Origin of the sequence: Maridesulfovibrio pacificus (SeqCode) (assembly GCF_048612815.1) — a bacterium.
Classification (GTDB): Bacteria; Desulfobacterota; Desulfovibrionia; order Desulfovibrionales; family Desulfovibrionaceae; genus Maridesulfovibrio; species Maridesulfovibrio pacificus.
Genome location: NZ_JBLZNE010000003.1, coordinates 78846 through 92520, shown reverse-complemented (window position 1 = coordinate 92520; position 13675 = coordinate 78846). Strand labels below are relative to the sequence as shown.

The following is a 13675-nucleotide window of genomic DNA, read 5'->3' as shown; positions in this document are numbered from 1 at the left end:
TATATTAATGAACCCAACACTAACCGAACCAGAGCTTCAGGCTCTGCTCAAGCAAAACCTTGTAAGCAAAGAACATCCCGCCGACCACAAACACGGGCAGGATGAAAAAGATCAGGGAAACAGGATCAAAAATGCGCCCGTAACAGCATTTTCGCGGTGCAGCCTCACCTGTTCCGTAGGATTGCGGGAAAACCGGCCCACTGCCCTTCTCACTTCCGGGTATGCGGGCCACGCACTCCCGGCGCAGCTCTTCCAAACGTTCTTCTCCGGATTCACTGAAATACTTTCCGGTGAAACCTAAGGAAAGGCAAAGGGCGTAAACTTCAAGAACTTCTGATAATCCATTGTCATTGACCGGTTGACCATCCTTTTCCATATCAGCGAAAAGGCTTTGATCCACAGGGCCGTTGTTGCGGTTGAAAAGTTTATCCAATCGCTCAAAGAATTCCTCGCCCGCATTGGCTGTTCCGTAAAACTCACGCTGCAAAGGATGTTTAAGCCAATCACGCATCCCGGCCCATTTTGAAACCAGCACAGCTTCATCGGCCCAGGCAAAAACCGCAAAACGTGCATCATTGTAAAGATCTTCCGGTACCCCCACCATATCGCTGCGGTCATCCATGCGGGTTATCAGCGTCCTCAGATCATCACGCACCTGCTCATACTCAGCGCCAGCCATTTCCGCAGATTCGGTCAATAGCCTGATGTAGGTGAAGAGTTCGAGGAAGCAATCAGAAAGATGCATGGAATAATCCCTCAAAATAATTTTTAATTTTAAGATAAAAACAACCAGTAGTATTCACCATCTACCCCCTCATGGCGGCTATGTAGACCGCAAGGTCACTGGGCGCACTGTCCCAGTAAAGAGAAAGGCTTCCTGAGCGGACCACATCTTCCCAATGCGGGGATTCGGTATCAATGCGGAAACACAGGGTGCCTTTGGACCTAGGCAGACCGGGAGGTAGATTTTCCATATGAATCATGCCGATCCCCTGCACGGCACGGGCCAGCAGGTTGCTCATGCCGTGGGTTGCAGAAAGTTTGGCGATATTCATGAGTTCCGGCAAAGCCTGTTCCGGATTCTCGGTCTTTATCAGCATCCAGAAGCTGTTTCCGGCAGCAAAAGCACGTTCCGGCAATTCCACGGTAAAGTAAGGATCACTGAACACAAACTGGCTCATGAATTCCGGTCCGGCAGTCAGACTGTCCAGGATATTAGTGATTATCTCACGGGCTTTTTCAAAGCAGAGACCAATATTTTCATGATCGTAATCAGGCAGGACCTTCTGTCCGTCCGGACCTTCCCCAAGGGCGGACATTTCCCGTGAGAATGAAGACAACTCCCCGATAATCTGACGCAGCAGCCCATAAGCGTGCCACGGATGTATATGCGGAGCCGCAGCAAAATGATCCAGCTGCGGGGCGTAACGATTCAAGGTACGCAAAACCAGCAGAAAAACAGTGGAAGTAAAATCAAGATCACCGGAACCGAGTCCGGCTGGATTCTTATACTGCTCCAGCCTGCGGCAACGCGAGGCAACCTGATCACTTATGTCGCTGAAAACATGCCGCAGCCATCTTGAAGCACTCAGGGTAATGCAGGGAGGAACAAAGCTTTCATCCAGACACACTTCCTGAACATCGCGCTCCAAACGGGCCAAGGGGATAATGTTGTAGGCCCCAAGATCATCCAGTTCATCTTCCCAGAACAAGCGCAAAACATAACGCATGGGCTTGATCTGGGCCGCAGGACCGCTGCCCAGCAGGTCCGGCTGTTCAACTGGGTCCGGGGAAACCGCGAACATGGTATTTACCGAAGCGGCCGTATCTTCAACCTGCGCAACATTACCACCCTCAGGATTCCACTTACGCAGCCCCAGATAGACAGTAAAAGGCTTTCCGCCCTCTTCCCATGCTCCCTCAAAGGAACGTGGTTCAATATGGGCATTTCCCGGAAAAGTAACCAGATTACCGTCATCAAAGAAGACTTCAATTTCAGTAACTTCAAAGTGTTTGCGTTCAAGGGCACCCTCACGGACTTTTAAACCGGAGACACCCCAGAAATATGGCAATCCATACTGGCGCATAGCCCGAAAACGATGCAGCTGATGCAGGTCTGAAAGCTGGAAGTGCTGGGGTTGCAGGAACAATCCCTGATGCCAGAACAAAGGTTTATCCGCATGCATAGCCTACTCCCCCACCTTTTGAATTTCATGGGGGCCGAGAATGATCATGGCGTCCAGCTTGGCAGGGGCGTACCAGGTATCTCCCCACCAAAGCATACCCGTCTCACTCACATCCATGGGAATCTGCCAAGTGCGCGAAGCCTTGCCCTGCAAATCATAATATCCGGCAACCACACCCACGAACTTAGTGCCCTCGGCACGATCCATCGTGATGGTAGAATTGCTTCCCGGCTGAACAAATTCGCGTTTGACCTGCGTAACGCTCTGGTCAAAGCTGGTGCAATTGAGCATCTTTTCCACACCGGTGGAAGTTCCTGCCAATTCATTGAATTTACTTAGATTTGAAAGCTGATAAAAACAGAGCAGCAAGGTATGCGGAGCCCCGTCATAGGCATTGAGATTCTTATCCACACCCAGCTTAAAGGAAATGGCGTTGATCTGATAAGTCCACTTCATCTGATCCGGGCTTGAAGCCGGAGTGGTCACAGTTGTGGGATTAACCGGCTTTTGCTTGCCACCGCAACTGCAAACAGCCACTAGCAGGATTAACAGGAGTATCAATAGTCTACCGCGCACAATCCGCCCTCCGATTGCATAGTTGGAGCCACCAAAAGAGAATTCAGTACTTAACAGCAATTTACACGTAAAATAACTTTATGTCGATGGCAGATGCAATTTAAGCATAAAAGCGAAACACCTTGTTGCCCCCGAAGCGCAATCTGCGTTAACATGACTTCGATTCCTATTTGCAAAACAACCGCAGTGAGGTCTTCATGCATATCGAGCTTCCGTCTTTCAAATTATTGATGCTGGCCCCCTTTTCCCCGACACTGGAAACAAACAATCCCCCGCGCATAAAGGCTGAGCCCTCTTCCATAGACCAAGCTCTGGCTGAGATTAACCCCAGCCTTGATATCTCTCTGGACCGCAATCATTTCCCCGCTGCATCCATCAATATTTCCATCAGCAGGATGGCGGATTTCAGACCCAAGAATATCAGCCGAACCCCGGAATTCAAAAATATCATCAGCCAGATGGCGGAAGATGTCCCCGCTCCAAAACCAACAACACCTACTCCCAAAAGTTCCGCCGTTCTTGATGACATTCTTTCCATGATCAACAGCGGGCAAACCGAGCAATCCACTGCCACGCCCGGCCAGCACGAACGCCCAAAAAGCGAACTGTTGCAGGCAATCTTCACTGATCCGGTTTTCAGAAAAATGGAGGCCGCATGGCGCGGTCTGGAATTGCTGTCCCGGCAGGTTCCTTCCGGCAGCAAAATCAGTGTTGAATTCATGCTCGTCCCCATTTCTGAAAACAACCTGATTCCAATTCTGGATAAACTGGAACAAGAACTTGCTGATTCCCCGCCGGAGTTGATTCTGATCGATCACAGCCTGAACAATTCGCCACGGTCCATGGAGATTCTGGAACGGGTCATGGATTTTGCGGAATCAATGCTCGCCCCGGCAATGGTGGCTTTCGGGCCGAGGTTCCTTGAATTGGAGAACTGGGCTGAGGCAGACAAACTGCCCTTCATTCCAACCCTGCTGGAAGGTGCGGAGTACGGACGTTGGAAGACTCTGCGCCAGCAGCCTGCCGCCGGATGGATTATCGGTTGTGCCGGGGCCATCATGGGCAGGACCATGCACTCCCCCGAAGCTGGATTTGAACAGACCTCCCTCTCCGAACGGGGGCCGCTCTGGACAAATTCCATCTGGGGCGCAGCAGCCCTCTGCGCCCGCAGCCTCTCAGAGTATGGCAGGGCCACCCTTTTTGCAGACCATTCCAGCACTCGACTGGACGGCTTACCTCTTGCCGAAGGGACAAGACCGGCACCTATCAATCCATCCTTAGGAACAGAACGGATCAAGGATTTTCGACAGGCAGGAATAAACGCCCTTGCCTTTAACGGCGATCAGGCTTTTCTTCTCGGTTCGACAACCATAGACGGTGGTCCGGCAAATCTGCGGTTCTACCTTTCAGGATTGATTCATTTTCTGATTTTATTATCAACGGCAAAGCGCAAAGAATTCAGCGACATTGAATCGCAATTAATCGAAGCAATTACACTGTTCCTCCAGCAGCAGGGATATCCGCAACCGCAGGATTTGAGCATAAAAAAAGAAGAACCGTCCGGTAAGACGATTCCCCTTGAGATTTCCATTACTCCGGGCTCGGAAATCCTGCCCGGGAATGTACCTATTAGCTTCGGATTTAATTGGTAAAAATCACTTCACTTGAGTTCTAAAGAATAGAACTCGGCATCATCGCCGTCAGGGAATTCACCGAAGATCAGTGCGTCCGGTGTTCCGGCGACTTTTACGAAATATGATTCATCTTCGCCCAGTTCGTTTTTCACGGCCCAGCCGATGAAATCCTTGCCGCCCATTTCCATTTTCAAGCCCTTCATGGGATAATTGAGCACGCATTTTTCCGGCAATTGTCCGGCAGGCCCCACGCCGTGTGCACCTATATCACCATCACTTACCCCGAGCAGAGCCCCGCTCCATTTATGACCCGGAGCAGGCCCGACCTCGATCCAAAGTCCCAGACTCGGCAATGGATAAAGGTCAAAACGGTATTCCGCATCAACTTTCTTGATCGGCATATTGGCTTTGGCTGCCAGCTTCGCGCCGAGCTTGGCTTCATCCACAACTTCCGCGCCGCGCAGCATGGTCGGCAAAGTTGCGGAATCAAGCTCGCCGTCATCACAGATGCACAGGATCGGGAAGCCGTGACCGCGCCTAGCCTGCACTGCCGCTGCCAATAGTCCCAGTCCGAAACGGATGTCCGGGTTCTCATAGCTGGCCTTGCCGCCCTTGATCAGCCAGACGCCAACTTCCGGTTTCTCCATCTCGCCGATAGGTCCGGCCCATTCCATCTTTTCCAAATTTTCGGACCAAAAATGACCGTTCACGCCAAGGCCGTAACGGGTAACGGTCTGGAAAAGGCCCTTCCCCTTGGCTTCGTCTTTTTCCAAAATTGAAATGAATATGCTTTTTGCCATGTATTGCCTCCGGCGGATCTCCGAGGGCCAAAGAAACTTTTTGAAAAAAGTTTCTCTGGACTCTTCAAAAACTTTTAATAGGGCTTCGCCGCTTCGTAGTAAAAATTATCCCAGAGTTAAGACCGTGACCTGACTGGGAACCGCGCAGATTCCTGGTGCGTTGGGCAGTACCGCAAGGCAGTTCTGACCGGTCACGCTGGTCAGCCGCTGCACGGGTATGCCGTCAGCTAAAATAGTGATGCAGCCGACTATGTACTCCGTCTGGCCGGATTCCAGATGCGAGACAACGCCCATTTCAACACCGGGCTCATCTCCTTCACTGACCAGCCCGAGCGAAACCTGATTAAGGGTCGGCATGCAATCGCAAAGCACGTTGTATGCTGCCGGGGCCGATGTCGCTGACTCGGCAATATTCGGATAAGGAACCGGCACCGGAACCGGACCTGCCGGGGTCAGACAGACATCCGGAAACCCCATGTCCATCCCTGCTCCCATGGTAAGCGCAAACATATGATACTCCTTGATTTTTAGCCCATATGAATCAATTCACCGTCTATTTTCACGTGTTCCTCTGAAACGATCATGGCATTTTTACTCTGTATGGTCAGGGTTTCGTCCACCAACTGCCTGCGAGACTCGGCCTGACAATCTTCATGTTCCTTGGTGAAACGGAAATAATTGACCACACGGCGGGTAAATTCCCGGCTGACCTCATCCACATTTCCGGCAACTTTCTTAACCCGCTCCACATTACTGCTGAACAAACGCGAAGTGAGCGAAACCTTGCCCGCTGAAATTTCAACCTCATTGGAATGCAAGGCCGCCTTATCGCTTATGCAGTTCAATTCATCGTCCGCGACAATGGACAGACTTCCGTTTTTACTCCGCAGAGTAACATCGCCATCTACTTCTATTGATGTCGCCGTATCAGCAGCACGAGCAAGCACGGACAAAATCCAGACCCCGCCCTTTGTGTCCACAGAGACGAGCACACTATCGCCTGCTTCGGGGCTGACCAGACAACTGACAGCCTTCTGCGCTTCAAGTTCTCCAAGGGAAGTCTCAACCACAACACCGTCATCAGCCAGAATCACCCGCCCATACTCAAGCTGGGGTGTGACCGATTCATGCTTTTTAATCAGATTATTCATATATCCTCCCGTATTTGAAGAACCGTATTTCTTTTATTCTATACCACTTCGCCAAACAAAGATGCGAAGCAAATTAAATGGTTTTGAAGGGGATGGGGTCCGGGGAAGGCTTAACCATGAACCCAGTTTTCGGCTTCCTCCATATCTTTGTCCGTACCTTGCAACATAATAAGAGTCGCTCCATCCCAGCGAGTATCCTTCTCGATTATGCGATGCAGCTTAGCCCGATACATGGAAGCCCTGCTGAAATCCGCATGGGTCAGGTCGGCATGCGAAAAATCTGAATGCTGTAAACTGGCCCTGTTAAATTTTGTAGCCTGACAGATGGCCTTGTTGAAAATTGCGTGAACCATTGTCGCGCCGGAAAAATCAGCAATGGTCGCGTCTGCTCCGCCGAGATAAGCTTTTGTTAAATCTGCTCGCGTGAAATCAGCTTCGCGCAGAACTGCTCCGTTGAGCATGCAACTGCGCAGGACTGCGCCGGAAAGATTCGCTCCGGTTAAATCCGCACCCGTGAAATTCGACATGGTCATGTCCGCGCCGGAAAGGTTGGCCCCGCGCAGGTTAGCACTATCCAATAACACCTGTGAAAAGAGCTGACCGGAAATATCCTGATTCTCCAAATCCGCCTCACGCATCATCATCTTGAAATATGTTCCGCCCTTGAACTTTGTGCCCTTGAAAGAAGAACCGTTGCAGACAACCCTATCAAAATTGGCCCCGGAAAAGTCGGCCCCGTCGAGATTGGAATGCGAAAGCACGGTCTTGACGATCTTCATGGAACGCATGTTCGCGCCCTTAAAACTGGAATGCTGAGCCATGGACCATGTAAGCTCCGCCCCGGTCAGATCAGCACCGCTGAAATCGGTTTTCTGGAGCGTTGCCATATGGATTTTAGCTTCCTTGAAAGATGCCCCGGCAAAACTCATCCCCTGCAGATTTATCTTGGTCAGGTCAGTTCCATCAAAACGGGCTTCGTTGAATTCGCAATTCTTGAATCCTGTCTTGAGGATGTTAGCCCCGGAAAGGTCAGCCCCGTGAAATTTAACATTGCGGAAACGCCCTCCGGTCAGATCGACACCGGAAAGGTCGGCCCCGGAAAGATCCACATCCTTCAGGGTTTGATTATCGGCTATAGCCGCAAGTATCTGTTCACGATTCAGTGTACTCATGAGTCGTCATCCAGCAGTTCGAGTTTGCCGTGCAGTTGGCTGCGCTTAAGATTAGCAGCCTCGAAACGGGTATTGCCGACCACGGATTTGTAAAAATCCACGGCAAAAAGATTGGAGCCGCGCAAATCGGTATCCACCAACCGTGCCTTGCGCATGCCGCCCATATGGACGTTTGCAGCACGCATGGAAGCGGCTTCGAGGTTGCTTTTGGTGAAACGTGCACCTTTAGCAGAGATTCCGTTCAAGTTAGCCCGAACCAGTTGCGAATTATCAATCAGGCCATTCTCAAAGTCCGCGCCCCGGAAATCCGATCCGGTAAAATCCGATTCACGCAGGGCTGCGCCGCGCAGGGTGGCATTGCGGAAATCCGAATCCTTGAAATTGGAATTGCGCCCGGTACGCAGTTTATCCAGATTGGCATCAGTGAAATCGGTTTTGTGGGCATCCACATTGTTGAACAGGGATTCGTTAACCGAGGCTTCGCTGAAATCAACTCCGGTGAGGGACGATGACTTGAAGATTGATTTCTTAATAGTCGACTGACTGAAATCGGCTTGGTCTGCCTTGCCGCTGATCATGCACATGTTGATCCGTACACCCTTTAGCTCGGCTTCGCTGAAGTCCGTTTTTTCAAGAATAGCCATATCAAAACTGGCATCGCGGAGCACTGCTTTGCTGAAATCTGCCCCCTTGAAAACTGCCTGCTTTGCAATAGCACCGGTTAGTTCGCCCTCTTTGAATAAGGCTTTGTTGAATATTCCACGCCCGAGGTCCGCACTTTTCAGCGAGGCTTTGCTGAAATCGGCCCCAATCCCCAGAGCCTGCACAAACTTGGCATTGTCGAGTATTGCGCCTTTGAAATTCGTCTTTTGGAGCTGACATTTACTCAAATCGGCACCGGACAAATCAAGACCGGAAAGATCCACACCGGAAAGGACCGCCCCGACCAACGACTTACCCTGCGCGTGGTAACGCTGGACTTCCTCACGAGTCAGAGCACGCAGGGAATCGGCACTCAAGCCATGCTCGGCAAGCTTTGCGGCTGCATCATCGGGTAAGGTTTTGGATTTCAGTTTTTTCAAACCCTCAGCCATTTCGATCTTCTTGGCCTCAAATTTCTTGAGCAGCTTTGCATTCTCGGCATCAAGCTTTGCGCCAGTCTTTTCCATCCTTGCAGCCTCAGCTTCCATTTTCTGGGCATCTTCCGGGGTCAGCAAGTTACGCCGCTTCAATTCAGCTGCTTTGGCCCTGACCTTAGCTGCGGCATCCTTGCCGACTTGCGTAGCTGTCGACTTCGGTCTTGTGGGTTCAAGTACTACTTTTGAGGGATCTGCTCCCAATTTGGAGTATTTCTCGGCCTTCTCGCGCATCAGGTTGAGCATCTCCTTCTGCTTGGCTTTGACAGGCTCAAACTTAGCCTCAATACTCTTTTTGACCTCGGCGTGGATACCTTTTGCCAAGCCCTTAACGTCCGGGAATGGAGGCATGAAACCTTTCAGAAATTCGCCATCCGGCAGCTCACCTTTTTCGGGCATAGCCATAGGCATGGCATGTTCCGCAGCATGCTCTTCAGGCAGATGATCCAGCACCCATTGGCGGATATCGCTGCCTTTCTTGCTGGATTCAAAAACAGTACGCCCATGCTCAAGCTCCAACGGCTGAGCTGGTTTTAATGCCGACTGCCAATCGGCCCATTCTTTCCTGTGTTCGCTGTCCGTGCTCCATTTTTCAGGACGGACAACCAGCACTGCCAATGCGTTCTTCAATTCCTTAGCCGCATCCTTACCCGGTTTCACCTTGGGTGATTCAAGGGTCAGGATGGAACAGAAATCACCTACTTCCTGCTCCATGAACAAGGCCTGCAACTCATCAGCCACACAAACAACCGGGGCCGCAGCAGCCGCAGGCATAGTCGGCAGATCGATAAGTGTTGAGCTGGGCAGAAAGAGCGGTTCTTCATTCGAACCGGGAACTAAAGCCTCCTCAGCCTCTGCAAATCGCCCCGGATTGCTCTTGATATGATTGAGCACCGGACCGTCAAAACGGGGCATCACAAGTCCTGCCGGGATAGTAAATTCATCTTCGCCGTCCAGACCCCAATCCGCCGGGAATTCGCTCAGAACTTCACTGTTAACACCAAGCCACATGCGCTTGATGGTCTTGCGCTCAATACCGAGCTCGGTTAGCTTTTTCATGGTATCACGGTCATTTTCCAATGCCCTGCGCCATTTTGCCACCAGCGGAAAACCACAGTCATGCCATGGATTAACCTTTTTATGGAAAGGGAAATCATCCGGGATAGGCTCATCAGGATCAATCCCGTTTTTCTTAAGATGTTCCGGTTTGATCCCTTTAAGCTTGGTCGAAGCGTCTTTAACCGCAGCCTTGCGTGATGCTTCAAGTTTTTTCTTGGTGGCGGAAAACTTCGCTCCGGTCGTTGTCAGCTTCTTCTCAAGCCCTGCCAACTTACCCCGAAACTTATCGAAAACCCCGAGATTAATTTCCACCAGATGACCATTTTCAGCATGAGCCTTACGAGCCATGGCTTCCAGAGTGTCCAGCGTCTTATAGTGTCCGGCAATCATCTTCTGCGCCCCGGCCACAACCTCCTCCGGGGCCTGCATGGGCATGGAAGGACGGTTGCCAAGTGCCTTCTGGCGGATTTCATCCGCAAATTTGGGAATATTCTTGATCTTGAGCAGGGATTTTTTGGCCTTCTGCATGGCTGCTTCAGCCTTGGACATATCAACGTCCACCCCTCGGTCAAGAAGCTTGATCTGCAAATCCCGGTAATATTCGATGGGTTTAGATTCCTCGTCCTGCGCTTCATGGCGGATCAAAACCCGCAGCACATCCGCGCCCTCATCGTCTACGACCTCAGTGGTGCCACGATAGATGAGGAGCCCGCGCATAATGGAAGGGAAAAACCAAACTGTTTCCAGTCTGGAAGAGACCTCGCGGAACTCCTCATCTGCTTGTATCTGGTGGGATGGCAGTGGCCCCACCGGAAATTGATGCGGCTTGAAATTTTTATTAATTGTTACGAAGCAACGCATGCGTAAACTGGGCAATGCGCTTTCAATAAGCGGAAAATCAGGGTGCATATTCTTGATCTGCACCGTTTCTCCGCCCTTGAAGTAACCGTCCATGAACTGATCTTCGCAGGCAGCATTGAAAAACTCGTAATTCATGTCATCAGGAAAAAAGGGCCAACGCTCATTCTTCCATTTTTCATCATAAGTGCCGTTCTTCTGAGCCCGTTGCGGCCACATAAGATCAAGTGGACCCAACCCCGCCGGATCCGGCTTCTGGGAAGGGGAACCGATCTGCTGCTGCGGCAATTCGACATTAGGCAGGGGTACGGCCTCGGAACCGTCATGCATGGGAACCTTATCCATACCTTTGCCAAGCGGATTCTTAGCGTAATCCGATCCTCCGAATGCATTTGCCCAGACCACGGGCATTTCCACGAACGGTTCCGGTTCGGTGATCAGACCGTTTTTCCAATAACGGTCTCCGAAGATATTCAGCGTTTTTTCCTTTTCACCCACCCGAACCTGCGCCTGCGAAGCCGGACGGGACTGCCCGCGCGGGGCAAAGCATGAACCGCTTACCAAGAACTCGCCACGCGGCTTGGGTACTCCCTGATCGATAAGCGGTTTTGGCCCAAGCTGTGCCGGCACGTTCTTCCATAGTTCCTGTTCATCAAGCAGATTATCAGGATCATTAAGGTCAAACAAAACCATGACCCCGACACTGAGATAGAACTTATCGCCGATACCCAAAGGGCGCGGATAAAAGGAATGCTGCTTTTCCTTAAATATCTTCATGTGGCTCCGGGGCTAGATGTTATTGATCAGTCCTGCAATATTATTCATCTCGCCTGAAATCTGGCTTGTCTCCGCTGTTACATTAGAACTGGTCCCGATCAGCTTTGTTGATTCACCGATACTCTTAGCCATCACGCCGACTATTTTATTATCTTCACCGGCCAAGGCTGTTACTTCTCCGCAAAGATGAGTCAGGTTACCGGCCACGGTATCCATCTCGCCCCAAACCTCATCAACCTGTCCGGCAAGCTTGCTGGATTCTCCTGCCAGTTGTGCGGTTGCTCCTTTCAAATCATCGAAATCCATAGCTAAATTAGTATGAGCTTCACGAATAGTGCTCAAGTCGCCATTGATTTCAGCACAGGTAGCGTTAAGCTTGGTCATATCTATGTTCATCCGATGATGGTCTGCGATTAACTCTTCACGCTCTGTTTCAGCCTTGAGGGCGGTCCCAAGTACCAAACCATTTTTTGTAGCAGTAATCTCATTGAGCAAAGCGAGTTTTATCCCGGTCTCCATACCGACAACTATGTCTTCCTTAAGAGCCCCGAAGAACTTGGTATCGTTACCTATATTCACAAGCTGCGAGAATCCTAGAACAACCTTGCTCTCGTTACCGAGGATATAGCTGGCAATATTCTTACCGTTAATTTTGATATTACCCTCGGTGGAAAGAGCCAGGCTTTCTTCTTTCTTTTTCGCTTCAATCTCTTCGTCAGCTATCTGCTTTACCTTTTCCTCTGTCATTGAACTGGAGCTGCCTGCAGGTTCCGCAGCTGCTGAACCAAGCCGCACATAAGTGTTATCTTTAGGAGTTTTGAGGTGCATCCCCTCACTTCCCTGCTTATCCTGAATATGGAACAGGTTCTGGCCTCCGGTAACGATAATGCACTTGGTCTGGTTGGCATCCTTGACCAGACTGGGGTTTTCCGGGTTAGGAGCCGCAGACTGAATAATGGGCCGGTCCGGATCTCCTTCTACACATGTTATCAACACCTCTGTGCCTTTATGCAGCGGAAAATGCATGCCGTGGTTGGAACCGCCGTAAGGCTGAGCCATGCGCAACCAAGTGGTAGCCTTGCCGCCGCTGCGCCCGGATTCGTCAAAAGGCATGATCACCTTGTAACGGCCCTCTCCATCCAGCTCGGCATATTGCCCGCTGCCCGAGGCATCGACTTTGGCATTGATGGTGCCTGCAAACTTCGGCTTCACAGCCTTGCGCTCGGCGCGAAACTGTGTGTTCGCGGGTATGCAGGTGAAGGAATTGCGATAGTAAAGACGATCAGCATCTTCAGCCAGATTCAATCCCAGACCGGAAACAAGGTAAGCTTCCTGACTGCCCTCGTGCACAACTTCCGTGGTCAGGTAACGCTGGTTGAAATCCTGACGGTAATGATCCTTCAACTCAAAAATATATCCGGTACGGATGTAAGGAACAGTGGAGACACCGTGGAAGACCTTTTCACGGCAAAGAAACTCCTGCGCCCTGATCTGGGCCAGCGTGTTTCCTTCATCCGGAGTTTTGAAATGCTCACCGTAAATGTAGATTTCGCCCATGCCCTGCTGGGAGACGAGGGCCTCAGCCTTCATTTCAAGGCTGGGCTTACGGTAGTTGTAATCCTTGAGCAGTACCTTTTTAGGCAGGGGCTGCTGCTTGAGCATGAAATTCTTGACGATCTCCTCACGGTGGGCGTGATCAAGATTGCTCGGCGGGGAATAGGTCAGGCTGGTGCCTTCCTTCATGGGCGAATGAGAAATGTGGGTATCGGTGATGACCATTTTCTCGCCCTGATCGGTCTGCTCAAAATAATAATACATGCCGTCCCGCTCCATCCAGCGGGAGACAAAGTTGAAATGGGATTCATCGTACTGGCAGACATACTCCCATGAAGGATAGGAACCTTGAAGTTTGAAATCAAAATTCAGGCCTTCCTTGAGTCCCGCCTTCTTGAGTACATCACCCAAGAATCCCTGAGCATTTTCATTCAGGAAAATCTGATTGCAATGAGTCAGGGTCGCCCACCAGAGCTTTGGGACAAGTTCTGCACGGTAGAAGCAGTACTTCCCCGCCTGATGAAGCTGCTCAAAAGAACTGAGCATGCCCTTAAACGGGATATCCCCATCATCACGCTTGATGGTGAATTCCGCAGGACTCTGGAGAATAGAACCGATATCGAGGTCATTCTTTTCCGATATCAGCATGATGCTGAAACGGTAAATGGTCGACAAGCCTTCAGTACCCTTAAACCGGACCACACTGAAGGTGTTCTTATCCACCCCCTTGGACTCAAACACAAATTTGGGCTTGGAATTATCTGCCATAAAA

The 13675-nt window shown here is 50.8% G+C and carries 10 protein-coding genes; 1 reads left to right on the top strand and 9 read right to left on the bottom strand.

Going from position 1 to position 13675, the window contains the following annotated elements; translation table 11 throughout:
- Positions 1-19: 19 nt before the first annotated feature.
- The 3 genes from ACNI23_RS19715 to tssJ form a co-directional block, all read right to left on the bottom strand.
- Entirely contained in the window at positions 20-745 is a 726-nt protein-coding gene (locus ACNI23_RS19715; RefSeq protein ID WP_420250924.1) for a DotU family type IV/VI secretion system protein, read from the bottom strand.
- A 61-nt stretch (positions 746-806) separates the two neighbouring features.
- Positions 807-2186: a type VI secretion system baseplate subunit TssK gene (gene tssK / locus ACNI23_RS19710; RefSeq protein WP_420250923.1), complete on the bottom strand. Its 1380-nt coding sequence runs from the start codon at positions 2184-2186 to the stop codon at positions 807-809.
- A 3-nt stretch (positions 2187-2189) separates the two neighbouring features.
- Complete coding sequence (tssJ, locus tag ACNI23_RS19705; protein ID WP_420250922.1) at positions 2190-2762, bottom strand: type VI secretion system lipoprotein TssJ; 573 nt, start codon at positions 2760-2762, stop codon at positions 2190-2192.
- 197 nt (positions 2763-2959) lie between these two features.
- On the opposite strand from tssJ, the gene ACNI23_RS19700 reads away from it, so the two are divergent.
- Complete coding sequence (locus tag ACNI23_RS19700; protein ID WP_420250921.1) at positions 2960-4414, top strand: type VI secretion system contractile sheath domain-containing protein; 1455 nt, start codon at positions 2960-2962, stop codon at positions 4412-4414.
- Positions 4415-4422: 8 nt separating this feature from the next.
- Here the strand turns inward: ACNI23_RS19700 and ACNI23_RS19695 are convergent, their stop codons facing one another.
- The 6 genes from ACNI23_RS19695 to ACNI23_RS19670 all read right to left on the bottom strand — a co-directional run bounded on the left by ACNI23_RS19695 (position 4423) and on the right by ACNI23_RS19670 (position 13671).
- Positions 4423-5196 (bottom strand): hypothetical protein, encoded by a 774-nt coding sequence (locus ACNI23_RS19695; RefSeq protein ID WP_420250920.1) that lies wholly within the window; start codon positions 5194-5196, stop codon positions 4423-4425.
- Between the two features lie 105 nt (positions 5197-5301).
- Positions 5302-5706 (bottom strand): DUF4150 domain-containing protein, encoded by a 405-nt coding sequence (locus tag ACNI23_RS19690; RefSeq protein ID WP_420250919.1) that lies wholly within the window; start codon positions 5704-5706, stop codon positions 5302-5304.
- A gap of 17 nt (positions 5707-5723) precedes the next feature.
- On the bottom strand, positions 5724-6347 hold the full coding sequence (locus ACNI23_RS19685; RefSeq protein WP_420250918.1) for a DUF3540 domain-containing protein: 624 nt from the start codon (positions 6345-6347) through the stop codon (positions 5724-5726).
- A gap of 110 nt (positions 6348-6457) precedes the next feature.
- A complete protein-coding gene (locus ACNI23_RS19680) occupies positions 6458-7519 on the bottom strand; it encodes a pentapeptide repeat-containing protein (RefSeq protein ID WP_420250917.1) in 1062 nt (353 codons plus the stop codon).
- Complete coding sequence (locus ACNI23_RS19675) at positions 7516-11349, bottom strand: DUF2169 family type VI secretion system accessory protein (RefSeq protein WP_420250916.1); 3834 nt, start codon at positions 11347-11349, stop codon at positions 7516-7518. The genes ACNI23_RS19680 and ACNI23_RS19675 overlap by 4 nt, the downstream gene beginning before the upstream one ends.
- A gap of 12 nt (positions 11350-11361) precedes the next feature.
- On the bottom strand, positions 11362-13671 hold the full coding sequence (locus ACNI23_RS19670; RefSeq protein ID WP_420250915.1) for a type VI secretion system Vgr family protein: 2310 nt from the start codon (positions 13669-13671) through the stop codon (positions 11362-11364).
- Between the last annotated feature and the right edge of the window lie 4 nt (positions 13672-13675).

Bases quoted from the DNA above. Each gene is read 5' to 3' on its own strand.
- ACNI23_RS19690 (WP_420250919.1), bottom strand. From the start codon at position 5,706: ATGTTTGCGCTTACCATGGGAGCAGGGATGGACATGGGGTTTCCGGAT.
- ACNI23_RS19715 (WP_420250924.1), bottom strand. From the start codon at position 745: ATGCATCTTTCTGATTGCTTCCTCGAACTCTTCACCTACATCAGGCTA.
- ACNI23_RS19680 (WP_420250917.1), bottom strand. From the start codon at position 7,519: ATGAGTACACTGAATCGTGAACAGATACTTGCGGCTATAGCCGATAAT.
- ACNI23_RS19695 (WP_420250920.1), bottom strand. From the start codon at position 5,196: ATGGCAAAAAGCATATTCATTTCAATTTTGGAAAAAGACGAAGCCAAG.
- ACNI23_RS19675 (WP_420250916.1), bottom strand. From the start codon at position 11,349: ATGAAGATATTTAAGGAAAAGCAGCATTCCTTTTATCCGCGCCCTTTG.
- ACNI23_RS19685 (WP_420250918.1), bottom strand. From the start codon at position 6,347: ATGAATAATCTGATTAAAAAGCATGAATCGGTCACACCCCAGCTTGAG.
- ACNI23_RS19670 (WP_420250915.1), bottom strand. From the start codon at position 13,671: ATGGCAGATAATTCCAAGCCCAAATTTGTGTTTGAGTCCAAGGGGGTG.
- ACNI23_RS19700 (WP_420250921.1), top strand. From the start codon at position 2,960: ATGCATATCGAGCTTCCGTCTTTCAAATTATTGATGCTGGCCCCCTTT.
- tssK (WP_420250923.1), bottom strand. From the start codon at position 2,186: ATGCATGCGGATAAACCTTTGTTCTGGCATCAGGGATTGTTCCTGCAA.